The sequence below is a fragment of the Alteromonas sp. BL110 genome, from assembly GCF_003443615.1.
Classification (GTDB): Bacteria; Pseudomonadota; Gammaproteobacteria; order Enterobacterales; family Alteromonadaceae; genus Alteromonas.
This window is the reverse complement of record NZ_CP031967.1, coordinates 2,520,393-2,538,959: the sequence shown is the minus strand read 5'-3', so window position 1 is coordinate 2,538,959 and position 18,567 is coordinate 2,520,393. Positions and strand designations below refer to the sequence as shown.

Annotated in this window: 14 protein-coding genes, 2 tRNA genes and 1 rRNA gene; 6 read left to right on the top strand and 11 right to left on the bottom strand. The window is 43.9% G+C overall.

The window, feature by feature from the left end; translation table 11 throughout:
- Positions 1-328: 328 nt before the first annotated feature.
- The 3 genes from D1814_RS11025 to D1814_RS11015 form a co-directional block, all read right to left on the bottom strand.
- Positions 329-405, bottom strand: a tRNA-Ile gene (locus tag D1814_RS11025).
- 37 nt (positions 406-442) lie between these two features.
- Positions 443-518: transfer RNA gene (locus D1814_RS11020), tRNA-Ala, on the bottom strand.
- 79 nt (positions 519-597) lie between these two features.
- Positions 598-2,130: ribosomal RNA gene (locus D1814_RS11015) — 16S ribosomal RNA — on the bottom strand.
- Between the two features lie 490 nt (positions 2,131-2,620).
- On the opposite strand from D1814_RS11015, the gene D1814_RS11010 reads away from it, so the two are divergent.
- Complete coding sequence (locus D1814_RS11010; RefSeq protein WP_118492202.1) at positions 2,621-3,085, top strand: RNA recognition motif domain-containing protein; 465 nt, start codon at positions 2,621-2,623, stop codon at positions 3,083-3,085.
- A 76-nt stretch (positions 3,086-3,161) separates the two neighbouring features.
- Here D1814_RS11010 and D1814_RS11005 read toward each other — a convergent pair whose 3' ends face one another.
- A complete protein-coding gene (locus D1814_RS11005; RefSeq protein ID WP_118492200.1) occupies positions 3,162-4,478 on the bottom strand; it encodes a DUF5610 domain-containing protein in 1,317 nt (438 codons plus the stop codon).
- 190 nt (positions 4,479-4,668) lie between these two features.
- On the opposite strand from D1814_RS11005, the gene trmA reads away from it, so the two are divergent.
- Positions 4,669-5,766 (top strand): tRNA (uridine(54)-C5)-methyltransferase TrmA, encoded by a 1,098-nt coding sequence (trmA, locus tag D1814_RS11000; RefSeq protein ID WP_118492198.1) that lies wholly within the window; start codon positions 4,669-4,671, stop codon positions 5,764-5,766.
- Between the two features lie 25 nt (positions 5,767-5,791).
- Here trmA and D1814_RS10995 read toward each other — a convergent pair whose 3' ends face one another.
- Positions 5,792-6,082: a DUF1330 domain-containing protein gene (locus tag D1814_RS10995; RefSeq protein ID WP_118492196.1), complete on the bottom strand. Its 291-nt coding sequence runs from the start codon at positions 6,080-6,082 to the stop codon at positions 5,792-5,794.
- Between the two features lie 133 nt (positions 6,083-6,215).
- A complete protein-coding gene (gene fabR, locus D1814_RS10990; RefSeq protein ID WP_118492194.1) occupies positions 6,216-6,809 on the bottom strand; it encodes an HTH-type transcriptional repressor FabR in 594 nt (197 codons plus the stop codon).
- A gap of 339 nt (positions 6,810-7,148) precedes the next feature.
- Here fabR and D1814_RS10985 point away from each other — a divergent pair, with 339 nt between their 5' ends.
- Together D1814_RS10985 and sthA are read left to right on the top strand one after the other, a co-directional pair.
- Positions 7,149-8,276 (top strand): acyl-CoA desaturase, encoded by a 1,128-nt coding sequence (locus D1814_RS10985; RefSeq protein WP_118492191.1) that lies wholly within the window; start codon positions 7,149-7,151, stop codon positions 8,274-8,276.
- Between the two features lie 183 nt (positions 8,277-8,459).
- Complete coding sequence (gene sthA, locus D1814_RS10980) at positions 8,460-9,881, top strand: Si-specific NAD(P)(+) transhydrogenase (RefSeq protein WP_118492189.1); 1,422 nt, start codon at positions 8,460-8,462, stop codon at positions 9,879-9,881.
- 54 nt (positions 9,882-9,935) lie between these two features.
- Here the strand turns inward: sthA and D1814_RS10975 are convergent, their stop codons facing one another.
- Complete coding sequence (locus tag D1814_RS10975; RefSeq protein ID WP_105930319.1) at positions 9,936-10,241, bottom strand: pyridine nucleotide transhydrogenase; 306 nt, start codon at positions 10,239-10,241, stop codon at positions 9,936-9,938.
- A 114-nt stretch (positions 10,242-10,355) separates the two neighbouring features.
- On the opposite strand from D1814_RS10975, the gene D1814_RS10970 reads away from it, so the two are divergent.
- Complete coding sequence (locus D1814_RS10970; RefSeq protein WP_118492187.1) at positions 10,356-10,934, top strand: uracil-DNA glycosylase family protein; 579 nt, start codon at positions 10,356-10,358, stop codon at positions 10,932-10,934.
- Here the strand turns inward: D1814_RS10970 and D1814_RS10965 are convergent.
- The gene (locus D1814_RS10965) at positions 10,931-13,156 is read right to left on the bottom strand and encodes a bifunctional diguanylate cyclase/phosphodiesterase (protein ID WP_118492186.1); all 2,226 of its coding nucleotides are present in this window, start codon (positions 13,154-13,156) and stop codon (positions 10,931-10,933) included. The two genes, D1814_RS10970 and D1814_RS10965, sit on opposite strands and share 4 nt — an antisense overlap.
- A 142-nt stretch (positions 13,157-13,298) precedes the next feature.
- On the opposite strand from D1814_RS10965, the gene D1814_RS10960 reads away from it, so the two are divergent.
- On the top strand, positions 13,299-14,204 hold the full coding sequence (locus tag D1814_RS10960) for a TIGR03899 family protein (protein WP_118492184.1): 906 nt from the start codon (positions 13,299-13,301) through the stop codon (positions 14,202-14,204).
- Here the strand turns inward: D1814_RS10960 and D1814_RS10955 are convergent.
- Genes D1814_RS10955 through D1814_RS10945 form a run of 3 tightly spaced genes read right to left on the bottom strand, consistent with a single transcriptional unit; the run spans position 14,201 to position 18,481 of the window.
- Complete coding sequence (locus D1814_RS10955; RefSeq protein ID WP_118492181.1) at positions 14,201-14,947, bottom strand: phosphoadenylyl-sulfate reductase; 747 nt, start codon at positions 14,945-14,947, stop codon at positions 14,201-14,203. The genes D1814_RS10960 and D1814_RS10955 overlap by 4 nt on opposite strands.
- Positions 14,937-16,658: an assimilatory sulfite reductase (NADPH) hemoprotein subunit gene (gene cysI, locus D1814_RS10950; RefSeq protein ID WP_118492179.1), complete on the bottom strand. Its 1,722-nt coding sequence runs from the start codon at positions 16,656-16,658 to the stop codon at positions 14,937-14,939. Before cysI ends, D1814_RS10955 begins: the two co-directional genes overlap by 11 nt.
- Positions 16,658-18,481 carry an assimilatory sulfite reductase (NADPH) flavoprotein subunit gene (locus D1814_RS10945; RefSeq protein ID WP_118492177.1) on the bottom strand — a complete coding sequence of 608 codons (1,824 nt, stop codon included), beginning with the start codon at positions 18,479-18,481 and terminating at the stop codon, positions 16,658-16,660. The genes cysI and D1814_RS10945 overlap by 1 nt, the downstream gene beginning before the upstream one ends.
- Between the last annotated feature and the right edge of the window lie 86 nt (positions 18,482-18,567).

Sequence of the window (18,567 nt, the reverse complement as noted above, 5' to 3'; positions counted from 1 at the left end):
TGACAAGCTAATCGGAAGAATTGCCTTGCTATCTTTTTGCTAATCGGCTTGCCGATTGGCACGCTTTTCAGCGCTTTTAGATAACAAGCAATTCAGTCAAGTAGAGTAAAAAGTACGTCTTTCGACTTCTCAGTTACTCAATTTTGATTGATTACTATTAATATCAGCTTTCCAAATTGTTAAAGAACATTCGCAAAATGACGAGTCATTTCACTTTAGAGTAAAAAACCCTAATCAATGCTTACTGAAACAGTAAATATTCATTAGGATTTATCGTCTATTACGACACTTTCTACCTTTATCGCCTTCCTTTTATAAAGCAAGGAAATGGTAGGCTTGGGCAGACTTGAACTGCCGACCTCACCCTTATCAGGGGTGCGCTCTAACCAGCTGAGCTACAAGCCTTCAGTACTTCGCTTATGCAAGCTCAGTGTCAAGTAGATGGTGGAGCTAAGCAGGATCGAACTGCTGACCTCCTGAATGCAAATCAGGCGCTCTCCCAGCTGAGCTATAGCCCCATAAACTTGTGTCGTTCTTCATTTTTAAACAAGACTATCTGTGTAGGCACTGCATCAAGTGCGTCTTACGACGTAATGGTAAGGAGGTGATCCAACCCCAGGTTCCCCTAGGGTTACCTTGTTACGACTTCACCCCAGTCATGAAACACAAAGTGGTAATCGTCCTCCCGAAGGTTAGACTAACTACTTCTTTTGCATCCCACTCCCATGGTGTGACGGGCGGTGTGTACAAGGCCCGGGAACGTATTCACCGCAGTATTCTGACCTGCGATTACTAGCGATTCCGACTTCATGGAGTCGAGTTGCAGACTCCAATCCGGACTACGACATTCTTTAAGGGGTCCGCTCCACATCACTGTCTCGCTTCCCTCTGTAAATGCCATTGTAGCACGTGTGTAGCCCTACACGTAAGGGCCATGATGACTTGACGTCGTCCCCACCTTCCTCCGGTTTGTCACCGGCAGTCTCCTTAGAGTGCCCAACTTAATGCTGGCAACTAAGGACAAGGGTTGCGCTCGTTGCGGGACTTAACCCAACATCTCACGACACGAGCTGACGACAGCCATGCAGCACCTGTGTCTGAGTTCCCGAAGGCACGAAACTATCTCTAGTAACTTCTCAGCATGTCAAGTGTAGGTAAGGTTCTTCGCGTTGCATCGAATTAAACCACATGCTCCACCGCTTGTGCGGGCCCCCGTCAATTCATTTGAGTTTTAACCTTGCGGCCGTACTCCCCAGGCGGTCTACTTAGCGCGTTAGCTTCGCTACTCACGGCTTAAAGCCACAAACAGCTAGTAGACAGCGTTTACGGTGTGGACTACCAGGGTATCTAATCCTGTTCGCTACCCACACTTTCGCACATGAGCGTCAGTCTTTGGCCAGGGAGTCGCCTTCGCCACTGATGTTCCTCCAGATATCTACGCATTTCACCGCTACACCTGGAATTCCACTCCCCTCTCCAAGACTCTAGTCTGCCAGTTCTAAATGACCATCCCAGGTTGAGCCCGGGGCTTTCACATCTAGCTTAACAAACCGCCTGCGTGCGCTTTACGCCCAGTAATTCCGATTAACGCTCGCACCCTCCGTATTACCGCGGCTGCTGGCACGGAGTTAGCCGGTGCTTCTTCTGTTGTTAACGTCACGGCTAGCAGGTATTAACTACTAACTTTTCCTCACAACTGAAAGTGCTTTACAACCCGAAGGCCTTCTTCACACACGCGGCATGGCTGCATCAGGGTTTCCCCCATTGTGCAATATTCCCCACTGCTGCCTCCCGTAGGAGTCTGGACCGTGTCTCAGTTCCAGTGTGGCTGATCTTCCTCTCAGAACAGCTAGAGATCGTTGCCTTGGTAAGCCTTTACCTTACCAACTAGCTAATCTCACTTGGGCCTCTCTCTGCGCCGGAGCCTAAGCCCCGTTTGGTCCGAAGACATTATGCGGTATTAGCAGTCGTTTCCAACTGTTATCCCCCTCGCAAAGGCAAGTTCCCAAGCATTACTCACCCGTCCGCCACTCGTCAGCGAAGTGCAAGCACTTCCTGTTACCGTTCGACTTGCATGTGTTAGGCCTGCCGCCAGCGTTCAATCTGAGCCATGATCAAACTCTTCAATTAAATATATCGAAATATGAATCGTCGTTGTGACACTCTTAACGAGTGCCCACACAGATTGTCTTGTCTAAATTGTTAAAGAACGTTGCGACTTCGTCGCAATTCACCGGAAGCCGTTGCTTCTTAGTGACTCACCCTGTTCGAGTGAGGTGCGCATTTTACATCGTTTAATTTCGATGTCAACCATGTTTTTAAACTTTTTATTTGCTTGAAAACTTGGTTTCGCACTCGTTGCTGAGCTGGCTTAGTTTTTCTCGAAGCCCCCTCAGAACGTGGAGCGCATTATAGATACCTCTTAAGAAAGATCAATACTTAAATTGGATTTTTTTGGTTTTTACGTCACTTTCAGTGTTAACCGCTCATTTCTGCATCATTTCTATAGGCTCAATGCATCTTTCGACTAGTTTTTTCACATTTTATTGTTCTAATTGTTACAAATGAGTAAACTATATACAGCCTCCAACACCATAATAAACAATAGAAAGGTAGGTATATGAAAGTAGGCTTTATTCAATGCGCCGTAATTAGCGCTATTTTTGCAATTGCAGGGTATTTGTTATTTTCTTCTGCTAGTTTAAACGTCCATGTCCCACTTACCGTATCGGCAGCTCTGTTGATAAGCGGTATCGTTACTCCTTGGCTAGCGTCTCTTATTCAAAGTCCATCTTCCTCAGATGCCAGAGCACACTCCAATAACGGTTCAGTAGAAACTTTATATGTGGGTAATTTGCCTTATAGAGCAAATGAGAACGCGGTAAAGGAGTACTTCAGTAGCTTTATTGAAGTGCAATCGGTTCGTTTAATGAAAGATCGTAAAACTGGAAAAAGGAAAGGTTACGGTTTTATCGAGGTTGTCACAGACGATCTTAGTAGTGTTATTGATAAAACTAACGACTCAATTTTCCAGGAACGAACGCTGAAAGTTCGACCTGCAAAAGACAAAGTTGAACACGCGTAATTCTTATTTCGTAGTTTTTAGTTATGTAAAATAGCCCGGTAAGCTTTCGCTTCCGGGCTTTTTATTGTGATTAGCATTAACTCTCGCTGGTTTCAGCAGATTGAGGAAGGCCCTCTAATAAGGTTTGGTTAAAAGAACGAAATCTATTTATCGCTGATATAAGGTCGGGAACCTGTACATCTTCCATTTCGTTAATAATGCCAGCTATTAACGTATTGTAGTCTTCACTACTTTCTAATGTACTTTCTGCATTAGCAAAGGTATCCATCATCTTCTCAAGATATTGAGAGATGGGACTAACCACATTTCCAAACTTTCCGTTTTCGCTTTTATCGTCGTTAAAGTGCTGAATATTTTCATATGTTTTTAGCACTTCTGTTTGAGTCGTTCTGTTTAGCTGTAGTGCGTAGCCAACCAATTCTTTGTCATCAAAGCCTAGACTGAGTGCTTCTTCGAATGCCTTGTCGATGTCTCCACTGTAGAAAGTGTCGGCAAGATCCTGCACTTGACCAACTAAGTCAGCTATCGAATCCAACTCTTCTTCATCAAGCTCTCCTTTTAATGAAAAGCTTATGCCACTTCTTTCATAATATTGATAAGACGTTTGTTGAGAATAGCTCGCTGAAAAGCCACTTCCACTTTGCTCACCGTTTCCGTCAGATTGGTCTTGAGGTGCCTGAGCCTGAAAATTAATTTGCTGCGAAGCCTGGAAAGAACGCAGGCTTTCAAAACTAAAGCTCACTTCATCACCATCTTTAGTACGGATTACTAAACTACCGCTTTTTTCGTCCGATGCAGCTAAAGCTTCTAAGGATGAAAGCTGAACAGCATTAGGCTGTTGGCGACCGAAGATATCGGTTTCCAGGTCGTCAATACCTGTATCAATAAGATCCCGGCTTTTCGTTATACCTTGCTCAATCTCGTCATTCATAAACCCAGCAAGATCTTTTTCAGCCATCGCGAAGCCGCGACTGACCCCTTCCCTTGCTTGACTAAATAACCCGTTCAGCTTTTCTTCGCTGGCACCTCCATCGGCTGCGCCGCGAATAACGCCGCCAACAAACTTGAGTACATTTCTGGCTACTTTTTCAAAATCGAATAAACCGCTCGACTTCTCTTCAAGGTTTTTCTCTTTCGTTTCTTGTGGCTTCTGGCCATCTATTTCCAACGCTTGGCTAAGATTACTACTTACCACGCGCAAGCCGATACTCGTCTGGCTACTTGAAACAGAAACTGAAGCCGCTTGTTGCTTTGAGAACTCAGCTGCTTGCTGTAATCCATCTTGCTGCAACTGCTTTTTCAACGCCTCGTTCGGGTGAACCGTTGCCTTTTGATCCGCTTTCTGATCAACCTTTTGGTCTCCCATAAAAGCTTTAATTTGACCCACGTTCATAATTTGATCCTCACTATCCTCACTCTTATTATCGGCAAAGAATCAGCATTGTTTAATTTTAATACAGCTTTTTTTCTAAAAGCTATTGAGGGCAATCACGCGTATTAACAATGAAGAAGTCGGTAGCGCTTGTTGCAGTTATTTTTTAAGGGACTACAATTCGCGACCTTAACAATGAATGGAGAATTTTATGACCACTACTGAACAACAACGCTATCAAGATCAGTTAGACGAAAAAGTAAGTCGTCTCTCTGCGTTGCTTTCTCCATTCAATGCTCCAGAGCTTTCTGTATTCCCTTCGCAACCAACACACTATCGTATGCGAGCAGAATTTAGAGTATGGCATGAAGGCGATGATTTATTTCACATCATGTTCAACCAAGAAACGAAAGAAAAATATCGTGTGGATAGCTTTCCCCCGGCATGCAAAGCAATAAACGATGCAATGAGATTATTGCTTGAAGAAGTAAAACCAAACGAAACCTTAAGAAAAAAGTTATTTCAAATTGATTACCTTTCCGCACTATCCGGCGAACTTGTCATTAGTCTTTTATACCATCGCCAATTAGATGAAGAATGGGAAGTGGCTGCAAGAGAGTTAAAAGCTACACTTGAGACTCACTTTCCTAAAGTAAACATTCTTGGCCGCGCTAGAAAACAAAAACTCATTATCGATAACGATTTTGTTATTGAGCGTTTACCTGTAAACGGGAAAGAATTCGTCTTCAAGCATATAGAAAACAGTTTTACTCAACCTAACGCTGAAGTGAACTGTAAAATGATTGAATGGGCATTAGATTGCGTAAAACCGCTCTCTGGAGACTTACTGGAAATGTATTGCGGTGCTGGTAATTTTTCACTTCCACTGGCGCTTCACTTCGACAACGTAGTGGGTACTGAAATCGCTAAGCCTTCTGTACAGGCAGCTCAGTTTAATATTGAGCAAAATGAGCTGAGCAATGTAAAAATTGTTAGGTTAGCCGCCGAAGAATTCACACAGGCTATGAAGGGCGAGCGTACATTTAGTCGCTTGGAAGGCATTGATTTGAGCACTTATAATTTCACCACTGTATTGGTCGATCCACCACGAGCAGGGTTAGATGAAGACTCGCTAAAAATGATTCAGGATTACGATAATATCGTATATATATCGTGTAACCCTGAGACTTTGGCGCAGAACCTTGATGTTTTAAGTGAAACTCACGATATCGCACAGTCTGCGCTTTTCGATCAGTTCCCTTTTACACATCACATTGAAGCGGGTGTTCTGCTTACACGCAAGGGATAGTTTGCGTGTAAGTCATCTTTATTACCTACTCTTTACCTTCCACGATGACATGACTGCTAATTGAGCCGTCAGTTCTTAGCTTTAGCAACGGAAGGTAGTCCTGATCAGACATAAAATCTAGCGCACTTTGCTTTGAAGGCCATTGGATGATAGCCCTAATAGCGGGTTCTTCTCTCTCGCCTTCTAAAGTCTGATGATTTGCACTGTTCGCTAAATATTTGCCGCCATGTCGCGACACTATTTCTGCCGCAAATTGTACATAGTGAGGGATCCACGCTTCATCGGTAGGTGTGACTTCTAAAACTGAATAATACATGTGACTCTCTTATATTGAAGTTTGCTGGCTGTATCCAGCGTTATCGTATTGAGAGCTTAACAGGCTATATTCCCTACAATAAGCAGGTTTATACTAGAATCTGTTTCGTAAAATATTTGATAATACTTCAGTGCTAACCTTTTTGGGTCGCACCTACTTGGACAAAGCGAAGTTGAGCTTTCACTCTTTCACCGATTTCACCTCTTAGTTTTTCATCTGCTTCTAATGCTTCAGCCCCGGCACTGAATACCAATCTCACCATAGCATCGGCTTGTAACTGGGCACAGGCGTATTCCACGCCTTGCTGCTCGATGATGTAGTCAGTAAGTTCATCTATAAAATGTTGAATTTCTCTAAATACAGCTAATCGGTAAGCAGACGACGTGCCGGTATGCTCTCGCAATAATAAGCGAAATACGTTTGTATTAGCCGCGATGAACTCCATGAAGGTTTCAACAGAAGTATGGATGACGCCGCCACCTGAAGCAATGCGTCGTCTAGCCTGACGCATAAGCTGACGAAGCGCTAAACCCGCTTCATCCACTAACGTTAAACCCAACTCGTCCATATCTTTGAAGTGTCGATAAAAAGAAGTAGGAGCAATGCCAGCTTCTCGGGCAACTTCGCGCAAGCTTATCGCCGATAAGCTGCGGTTTTCGTCTAGTAGTGAAAATGCAGCATGGATTATATTTTGGCGAGTTTTTAATTTCTGTTCTTGTCGGCTCACGTTCGTACCTTCTGTTCATTAACTTTTAATGGTCTGATGATTTTTAACTTTAGAGTCTACTCTCAACGTCATCTGAATAACCATTAACGCAATCGAACCTCGTACATCAAAGACTAGCACGCCTAGTTTATCGCAACATGTACTAATGGGGAAAGAGAAACAAAATCATCTCTTTTATAAACAAGGGTTAAGCATAAATTTTCACGTTTTACCTACGTTTTAGCCACCCTCGGCTATAATTAAACTTTACACATGTAAGCAGAACTTATCTGGGTTTTGCTTGCCTGAAGCCTCGTAAAAAGATAAATTAGCGAACAGTTGTAAGCCAAGTTGTATAAAATGAAAAAACCTCCTCTTATCCTAACGAATGTGCTGGTATTTATAATATCAGGCGCAATTGCATTTATAGGTGTGCCGCTTTGGGTGGCATATCAGGGTATCGATTGGGCAGAAATCGGTACCGCCATATTCCTATTCTATTTCACCGGTATGTCGATTACTGCTGGATATCATCGCTTATGGTCACATAAAACCTACGATGCCAACATTGTAGTTCGTGTCGTATTAGCGATTGGTGGGGCGATGGCCCTGCAAAATAGTATTTTGCACTGGTCGTCAGATCACCGCGTTCACCATCGCCATGTAGATGACAACGACAAAGACCCCTACTCTGCAAAGAAAGGCCTTTGGTTTGCGCACATCGGCTGGATGTTACGCGAGTATCAATCTAAGCGTTACGATGATTACAGCAACTGTAAAGATCTACAAAAAGATAGCGTCGTTATGTGGCAGCACAAATACTACTTGCCCATCGTACTCGCTGCTAACTTTGGTATTACTGGTCTGTTGGGTTATCTAAACGGGGACGTTCTGGGCATGATCTTGGTGGCCGGCGTTTTGCGCTTGGTGCTAGTTCACCACGTAACCTTCTTCATCAACTCACTCGCTCACTTCTGGGGTAGTCAGCCTTATACCGATAAGAATACGGCACGTGATAATGGCGTTTTAGCATTCTTTACTTTTGGTGAGGGTTATCACAACTATCACCATATTTTTGAGTACGACTACCGCAATGGCATTCGTTGGTACCAGTTTGATCCTACTAAATGGCTAATCAAAGGGCTGTCTTATGTAGGTTTAACGTCGAACCTTCGCAAGGTACCTGAAGAACGCATCGAAAAGGCTCTGGCGGCCATGCAGCTTCAAAGAGCAAGTGAAAAAGTATCGTTACTACCGAATGCGGAAGAAATGATGCACACTATTCAAGAAGAGTACGACCTGCTAATGCAGCGGATGAGTGAGTACTACGCAACGAAAAAGCGCGTTATGCGCGTTAAGAAGCGTACATTAAAACGCAGCATTGAAGGGTTAGAGCTTGCTTACAAATATAAAGAGATGAAGCACGCCTTTGCAGTGCAGAAAGAGAAATGGGTCCAGCTGCAAAGCCTGTCACTACAAATGGCGTAGCATTACTTATTCTTTCAGCTAATTAGATTAAAACGAAAACCACATAAGTCTCTGCTTATGTGGTTTTTTTTATTCTATAGTTGGATAGGATAGTTATACTAAAACCAGAATCACTTATTTTGTATTGCGGCTCACTATTTTGATATGCCGCGTAATACAAAGATAACAATATGGGAAAGCAAGATGGCAACGAAGCAAAAAACTAAAGCTCCGTCGTATCATTACGACGCGATAGTTATAGGCACTGGCCCTGGTGGAGAAGGTGTTGCAATGCAGCTTGCCAAGGCCGGTAAAAAAGTGGCAGTGGTAGAGCGATACGAAGCAGTTGGCGGTGGCTGTACTCATTGGGGAACCATTCCGTCTAAAGCGCTTCGTCACTCTGTCAGTCGTCTTATTGAATACAATACGTCTCCCCTGTTTGCCGACAACCACTTAAGTAAGAGCCTTACATTTTCAGACATCATGAGCCATGCTAGCGGTGTAGTGAAAAGCCAAACTCGCCTGCGTTCTTCTTTTTATGATAGAAACCGCGTTACCCTGTTTCATGGCGAAGCCAGCTTTGTCGATGCCCACACTTTGGAAATAACTCGAGAAGATGGCTCGAAGGACACGGTCACAGCAGCACAAATAGCAATAGCGACAGGTTCGCGCCCCTATTGCCCGAAAGATATCGATTTTAATCACCCTCGTATCTATAACTCTGACACCATCTTGTCTTTAAATCACGATCCAAAGTCCATCATAATTTATGGTGCTGGTGTAATTGGGTCTGAATATGCAAGTATTTTTAGAGGCCTAGGGGTGAAAGTCGATCTGGTTAATATGCGAGACCGGCTACTGTCATTCTTAGATGACGAGATCTCTGATGCGCTAAGTTACCACTTGTGGAACAACGGCGTACTTATTCGTCACAACGAAACCTACTCATCTGTAGAAGCTACCGATGATTCAGTGATTTTAAACCTAGAGTCTGGCAAGCGCATGCGGGCTGATTGCTTATTGTTTGCTAATGGGCGTACGGGCAACACAGATACCCTTAAACTCGAGAATATTGGTTTAAAAGCTGATGGTAGAGGCCAACTTAAGGTTAATGAAAGTTATCAAACTGACGTAGATAATGTATTTGCTGTTGGCGACGTGATTGGTTACCCAAGTTTAGCATCTGCAGCATATAACCAAGGTCGTTTTGCCGCTGAGGCCATGCTCGGCATAAATACACATTCAGCGTTGGTAGAAGATATTCCGTCAGGTATCTATACCATTCCAGAAATTAGTTCGGTAGGTAAGACAGAACAAGAACTCACCGCAGCTAAAATACCTTATGAGGTAGGAAGAGCCCAGTTCAAACATTTGGCCAGAGCGCAGATTGCATCAACGCAAACAGGTAGCCTCAAGATTCTCTTTCACCGGGAAACGAAAGAAATATTGGGTATTCACTGCTTTGGTGAACGTGCTTCTGAAATTGTTCATATCGGCCAAGCCATTATGCAGCAAAAAGGTGAAGGCAATACCATAGACTACTTCGTTAATACCACATTTAACTATCCGACTATGGCGGAAGCTTACCGTGTAGCTGCCATCAATGGACTAAATAGAATTTTTTAGCAGATACAAAAAAGCCGGCGAAATCGTCGCCGGCTTATATGCGTTAACTAATAATTAGTTACGGTTCGCAGCAAGCGCATTAAGCGAGTCTTTATGTGCTACGATGTCGATATGCATATTTTCTTGATCGAATGTCATTGTTGCAATGGCGTAATCACCCTGACTTTCGCTTGCAATGTCGATCAGCTTTGCTTGTGCATCACGGAAACGAATGTTATTGCCGATTTGATCCGACATACATTGGTTATTCATTTCGAATGTTTTCGCATCCATGCAATCGAAAAGCTGGTTGTCACCAGATTCCGCATGCGCAATACCAAAGGCTGCTGATAGAGCTAATGTTAGTACCACTTTACGCATGTTTCTTCTCCTGTGCTACAGTCTACTACTGTCACTATTAAACATACTGTATATACATTAGATAGTCAAATTGAGATCATACAATTGTGACAAAAGTATTACAAAGAGAAATAATTGGAGGAATTTTTGAAAGGGCACAATGAATTGGTGGCCAAAGCAAAAAGTTGCACGCTGTGTGCGCCCCATCTACCTCACAAACCTAACCCCATTTTTAATACTTCACCATCCACCAAAATTCTTATTGTTGGGCAAGCACCTGGGCTTAAAGCTCACGAAAGAGGCATTGCATTCAATGATCCCAGCGGCGATCGGTTGCGTGAGTGGCTAAGTGTATCTAGAGAAACCTTTTACAACCCACGCTTAATTTCCGTGCTGCCCATGGGGTTTTGCTTTCCAGGGTATAAAAACGGTGCTGATGCCCCTCCAAGAAAAGAGTGCGCACCAACATGGCACGATGAATTTCATACCTATTTAAAGCCTAAAGTCACGCTTTACGTAGGTAGATATTCACAGAAATATTATTTACCGCAGTATCGAACTTTGACTGAAGCAGTGCGCACTCCTACAGACACGCACTTTGTTTTGCCTCACCCCTCTGGCAGAAACAACCGATGGCTTGCTAAAAACCCTTGGTTTAAGCTAGATACAATTCCTAGATTGCAGAAGGCTATTGCGTCAGCTTTATCAAATTAATCGTGTGATTCAAGAAACGCTAGAAGTGCATCAAAAGGCATGGGCTTCGCATACAAATAACCTTGGGCTTCATCACACCCTAGTTTAATCATGTAGCTTGCCTGCTCTCTTTTTTCCACGCCTTCGGCAATGGTGAGCAAGCCTAGCTTGTTCCCCAACGTTACTATAGTTTCAGCAAGCACTGCACTTGCGCCCGGTTTGATGTCTTTAACGAAAGAACGGTCGACTTTCAAACGATCTAATGGCAATTGCTGCAGATAACTCATGGAAGAAAAGCCTGTACCAAAGTCATCAATAGCAATCTGAACACCAAACTCTTTCAACGTGCGCAAAGCATCTATCACAATTTGTGGCTCATCCATTACTACACTTTCAGTTATTTCAAGCTCTAAGAGACTGGGGTCACAGTTGGCTTTAGAAAGTGCTTGTTTCACTTTTTCAACGAATAACCTATCGCGAAACTGAGGAATAGATATATTCACAGCAACTCTGAGGTGTCCATAGCCCTTTTCTTTCAGCGCTTGCAACCGGCGACATGACTCTTCGAGTACCCATTCACCAATATCCACGATAAGCCCAGAGTATTCAGCAAGGGGGACAAAGACAGCTGGAGAGATATACCCTCCCTCACCATCAGGCCAGCGAAGCAGGCCTTCCATACCCACCACTTTTTCATTGAGCAAATCTACTTGCGGCTGAAACCATAGCTCTAGCTTTCTCGCTGCAAAGTCGTTTCTTAGTTGACGGATCATATCCAAACGCCACGTTGTCTGATCCTCAATATCTTTAGCGTAATACTCGAAGTTATCCGTTAGATTTTTCTTAGCGCGGTTTAGCGCAATATTAGTCCGCTTTAAAATCTCGATGCCGATATGGCGTTTGTTCTCTAACTTGCAAAACCCGACGGTAACATTCACAGGTAGCGTGTGGTCACCAACTTTAAATGATGATTGAAAAAGTGCATTTATAGCCTCTGGACAGACAAGCTCATCGGGACCGATAAGACCAAAAACATCAGCACCAATACGTCCTTTTTTGACTTGACCATCAAACGATGTTTGAAAACGAGTGCTGATTGCACGCAATAATTCATTACCAACTTCTTGCCCTAGCCCATCGTTAACGTCGGAAAAATGATTAACGTCGATGAGCGCAACACTAAAATTCTCTCCTGCAAACAAGTGCGGCTTATCTAACATATTAATGAATTCATTGCGGTTTGGTAATCGGGTTAACCAATCTCTAAAAGCTGCATTTCTTAATTCGTGGAAAAGATTGACGTTCTCATAGCCAACCGAAATGCTAGATAAGAAAACTTCTAATAGGTTTTTATCCAATTCACTTATTTCGTGAGTTTGCCTAACGTAAACAGCAGCCTCGAACCCAGCGCGACTTATATAAAGTACAGAACAGGTTGGCTCAAATATATGCTTTTTAAGCCGTAAACAACGGCTTATATTTTCTTCAATTTCAATGTTATTAACGTCAGCGACTGGGTGATTGATAAACTTCGCGTATTCCCCCGCCGCTCCAAGAACATATACTTGTTCGTCGTCTTGGTCTAAAAGAGAGCCGGCACGGGCACATAATAGCCCTTCAGAGTCGAGACCAATAAGAGAACTAATTTGGGTGACAACCCCTTCGCAAAACTCTTTGACCGAATGCTCTTCAAACAAATTAGCCGACGAGGTAATTATCTTTTCTAACCCAGTGCGACTTTGGCTTATAGTTATAATTTGCTGGTAAGAGCGCAGCGAAGAAATAATGGTGGTTAGTAGCTTGGAGCGCGTAAGTTCTGTTTTCGTTTTGTAGTCGTTAATATCGTAAACTTTAATGACTTGCTCTTCAGGTGCATAACCTGGCTGCCCTGTACGCAAGATGATACGAGGCTCGTACAATTTCATGTCTTCGCGAATATATTTAACCACATCAAAGCCTGCATCGTCGGTTTCCATAACAACATCAAGCAAAATGATAGCGATACTGTTACCAAATTCATGAAGCTTTTCTTTAGCTTCCTTTGCAGAATAAGCGTGGATGTAGTTTAATTTGCGATCGTTTACGATGAGGTCAGAGAGCGCCAGACGCGTTACCGTGTGAATCTCTTCGTCATCATCGACGATAAGAATGTTCCAGTCTTTGCCTAATAATACTGGCTCTGTAACCGAATCATCATCATCTAAAAAAATTAACTCGTCGTTATCGTAATCCATTGCCGACATTACCGCTCATTTCCCCGATACATACAAAACAAGAATGCACGACTTACTGTATTAAGAAGACAATCGCATTGATAAATGGGTTACGCAATGCAATAGTGCTCTCATGTTACATGCTAATTTACATTCAATTACTTAAACCAATATGAAGATTACACCTCAGCACTTGCCCCCTGAGATTAAAAAAGTTCAGAACGCGGAAGTCGGTAGCGCTAAAGCGCACAATGACCAACCCGCTGCTGAGAAAATGGCGAGCGCTATCAAATCGGATGCAAGTCGCCAACGCATGCTAACGTGGTTTGCTAGAGTGGGTATTAGCCCTTCCATGATGTCTCCTGATCCTAAAAAGCAAAAACATGCGCTAGAACGAAGGAAACAAATTCTAGAAACTCAAAAAGCGAGCAATCTTCAATCTGTTTTAAATATAGCACTAAATGTTTCAATCAACGAACAAACTAGCGATAATCTTGATGCAGATTGGTTTTTTGCTTTTAGTACCATGGCCGAAGAGATTTACAGCCAACCAATGCAAGAATTGTGGGGCAAGATTTTTGCCGTTGAGGTCGCCCGTCCCGGTAGTTTTTCACTTCGCACGCTACAGTTGCTCAAAACGCTGACGCACAGAGATGCAAAAGTATTTAATAAAGCCGTTAATGTAGCGAGTCGGAAAAGTAATGATACCGTACCGCGCATATTGGTGGGATATCATAAACGTAAAGGCTTGCTTTCGTTTCTTCGAAAACCCATTCCAGAACAGTTAAATCTGGCATCTGTCGGACTTAGTTATCCCGACCTATTATCGCTGCAGGAAATGAAATTAATTTACGCAAGTGAAATCGAGAGTGGGGAATATGTAGAGGGGCAGCAGGTAACATGGCGATGTGTTAATGAGAACATAACGCTAACTTGTAAAACGTCTGGGGTTGCTTTGGTGTATTACAAGTTTACTTCAGTAGGAAGTGAGCTTTACAAACTGGTTACTAAGTCTTCTAACGACACTTATCTACAAGAATTGAAAAAAGTATTGGGTGAGGTATTCAACATAAGTTAAATACCATCACCAAACTCGTGTAATCCGCATTCGCGCTTTAATCCAAAGAAGCGGGTATCTTGCTCACTCATACCTTCTTGCAGCGATTGCGTTGTATGCCAATCCCCAATTGAAACGTAACCTTGTTCCCAAAGCGGGTGATAAGACAAGTCATTGTCTTTAAGGTAATAATGTAGGTCTTTATTGCTCCAATCGATGATTGGGTATAGCTTGAACTGCTGTCCTACTTTTTGTAATACCGGTAGTTTGCCACGGGTATCAGATTGGCTTCTGCGCAATCCGGCGAACCATGTGCCAGCTTCTAGTTCTCCCAATGCACGCTGCATTGGCTCAACTTTGTTCATCTTGTTGTACTTTTCAATGCCTTCGATGCCTTGTTCCCAAAGCCGACCAAATCGCGCCTCCTGCCACGCGGAAGACATTTTGGCGCTGTAAACATGCAAGTTTAAATTAAGCTTCTCAACTAGCTCATCGATAAATTTGTACGTTTCTGGAAACAAATACCCGGTATCAGTAAGCACAACTGGGATATCCGGTTGTGCTTGTGTAAGCATGTGCAGCATAACTGCCGACTGCGCTCCGAAACTCGAAGACACTATATGAGTATCGGGCAAGTTATCCAGCGCCCAAGCAACTCGCTCTTGCGCTGTCATTTTTTCCAACATATCGTTGATATCAGCAAGGTCTTCCTTGCTGATATCAAGCGTAAGTGGTTGCTGCTTTTCTGCTGTATTATTCGTCATAGAAATCCCGTGCGGAGTCTACTACTGGTTTTACAACACCAGCGCGAACAACATAATCACCAAAGGCCTCGCCACTTTCACGCTCTTTAGCCCATTGACCAAGTAGCGTATCTAATTCTGCCATGATTTCTTGTTCGCTAATATTTTCTCGGTACATACGTGGAATACGTGTACCTTCTCGGTTGCCCCCTAGGTGCAAGTTATACTTGCCCGGGCCTTTACCTACCAAACCGACCTCTGACAACATTGCGCGACCACAGCCATTCGGGCAGCCAGTTACGCGAAAGATAACACTGTCTTCTTCTAAACCATGTTTGGCAAGTAAGCCTTCTAGCTCAGTAACAGCATCTGGCAGGTAACGCTCAGCTTCTGCCATCGCCAGAGGGCAAGTTGGCAGTGCAACACAGGCCATCGAATCTAGGCGCTGATTAGAAACACTTGGCGCAATAAGGCCATGCTCACGAGCTAAGGCTTCTACTTTGTCTTTGTCCTGGGGTGGAACACCAGCAATGATCAAGTTCTGGTTTGCAGTTAAACGGAAATCGCCTTTGTGTATTTTGGCAATTTCTGCGCAACCTGTTTTAAGCGTTTTACCTGGGTAATCCAAAATACGTCCATTTTCGATGAACACAGTCAGGTGATATTTGCCGTCAATACCTTCAACCCAGCCAAAACGGTCACCACGGTCGGTAAATTCGTAGGGGCGGCTATCTTGGAAAGTCACGCCTGCGCGTTTTTCAACTTCAGCCTTGAAGTTGTCTACCCCAACACGCTCTAGGGTGTATTTAGTCTTCGCGTTCTTACGATTAACACGATTACCCCAATCACGCTGCGTAGTAACAACCGCAGCGGCGACGTCTAGCGTGTTCTCCAGCGGTATAAAACCAAAGTCAGATGCTTTACGCGGGTACGTGCTCTTGTCGCCGTGAGTCATTGCAAGACCACCACCAACAAGTACGTTAAAGCCAACTAGTTGCCCATTTTCTGCAATCGCAACAAAGTTGAGGTCGTTCGCGTGAACATCAACATCGTTTTGCGGAGGAATAACCACGGTAGTTTTAAACTTACGCGGCAGATAATTATCACCTAAAATAGGCTCAACAGGCTTTTCAGTAGTCTCAACCTTTTCACCGTCCAACCAAATTTCGGCATATGCACGAGTTTTAGGAAGTAAGTGTTCACTTATCTTCTTAGCCCATTCAAAAGCCTGAAGGTGAAGCTCAGATTCAACTGGGTTAGAGGTACATAGCACGTTTCGGTTTACATCACCCGCCGTTGCAATAGAGTCGATGCCAGCTTTATTCAGCATTTGGTGCATAGACTTAATTTTAGGCTTTAACACACCGTGGAACTGGAACGTTTGACGGGTAGTCAGTCGAATGCTGCCATACATGGTGTGGTCAGCTGCAAACTTATCGATAGCTAGCCATTGGTCAGGCGTGATTACGCCGCCTGGTAAACGCGCGCGCAGCATCACATTGTGAAGCGGCTCAAGTTTTTGCTTTGCACGTTCTGCTCGAATGTCACGGTCGTCTTGCTGGTACATACCGTGGAAGCGAATAAGCTGGAAGTTATCAGCGGTGAAACCACCGGTAAGATCATCTTTAAGATCTGTAGTAATGGTACCGCGCAAATTATTACTTTCACGCTTTAAGCGCTCGTTGTCAGCCAGTTTGCCCTCAACGATAAATGGTGATTTTTCGTTACTCATTAATAGACATCCTTCTGATAACGTTTCGCTTTTCTTAACTCTACAATATAGGCTTTTGCATCGGCTTCAGATTTTCCGCCGTGCTCTTGCACAATACTGATTAAGGCGTTTTCTACATCTTTCGCCATGTGCATTGCATCACCACACACATAAAAGTGTGCGCCCTGCTCTAGCCATTCGTACACTTCTTTACCGTTTTCTAACAAACGGTGCTGAACATATACTTTTTCTTCTTGGTCACGAGAGAATGCAAGCGTAATTTTATCTAGCAGACCATCTTTAACGTAACCTTGCCACTCTACTTGATACAAGAAATCTTGCGTGAAATTAGGGTTACCGAAGAACAACCAGTTTTTGCCTTCAGCGCCTAGAGCGTCACGCTCTTGCATAAAGGATCTAAAAGGCGCAATACCCGTGCCTGGGCCAACCATAATAACGGGTGTATTCGGATCTTCCGGCAAACGGAAGTTATCATTATTTTCTACGAAAACTTCTACTTCACCATTTTCTTCCAAGTACTCACACAAGAAGCCAGACGCACCACCTTGATGACGGTGACCAAACGCTTCATAGTCAACGTGAGCTACCGTCAAGTGCACTTCGTCTTCTACCTCAGCTTGAGCTGAAGCAATAGAGTACAAGCGAGGCGTTAGCGGGCGCAAAGCATCTACAAGTTGCTGTTCAGACAGCTTACCTGGATGGTCGCGCACGATATCAATGATTTGGCGTTCAGCCATATAAGTACGAAGCTGCGCTTTATCTTCCATCAAGGCCGCCAATGACTCAGAGCCTGTTGCCGCTTGGTATGACTTAATGAAATTAGGGTAGCTTAAGGTTAATTCAAGCTTTGAAGTTAATGCGTCGGTGAGTGACATGGTCGCGTCAGCCACAGATACTTCGGCGTTGCCATCTAGCGACAACACGCTAATAAGTTCTGATACCAAAGACGCTGCGTTTTTGAACCAAACACCTAGCGCATCACCTGGCTTGTAGGTAATTCCGCTGTCTTCAAGGCTTATTTCAATATGACGAATATCCTTAACTGAATCGCGACCCGTAATCTTCTGCGCGTCAATTAAGGTTGCTTTGAACGGTGCCTTTTTGGTGTATGTCTGTGCTGCTACACCTTGAACCGCTGCACCCGTTTGTGCCGCTACCGCAGCTTGCGGTGCCGCATTAAAATCATCTTTTAATGATTCAATAAGCTTGTTAAGCCATGCTTCGGCTTCAGCTTCATAATCAACATCACAATCCAGACGCTCAACGATAGTCTTACCGCCAAGCTTGCCCAAACGCTCGTCAAAGTCTTTGCCTGTTTGGCAGAAAAACTCGTAACTGCTATCGCCTAAACCCAACACCGCGTATTTGGTACTTGCAAGTTTAGGGGCTTTTTTACCCGCTAAAAATTCGTGCAATTCAATCGCATCATCTGGCGCATCGCCTTCACCATGGGTACTTACAAATACCGCCACGTGAGTTTCAGCCTTTAAGTTGCGAGGCTTATAATCAGCCATGCTAACAAGCTTGCTGTTAAAGCCGGCTTCCTCTGCTTTAGCCTGACACTGCGCAGCCACACCTTTCGCATTACCCGTTTGTGAGCCATACAAAATAGTTAGCGTTGGCACATCCCCCGCTACTGCAGGCCCGTTTTGTAACACAGGGGCAACCGAACCGCCTTGCGCAGCCGCCATGCCCGCAGCATAGCCACTTACCCAAGTAAGTTGATCACGATTTAAGCCTGCAATAGCTTGCGTAATCGCATTCCACTGCTGTTCGTTTAATACCGCGCCTGGCGCTGAGTTCGAATTAGAATCTTGTGACATAGTCTTTTAGCCTTTTATCAATGGCGCTAAGGCTAACGGCTTTCTACAAGAAGAGAAAAGAATAAATGAAACTTTTTTATTACTGA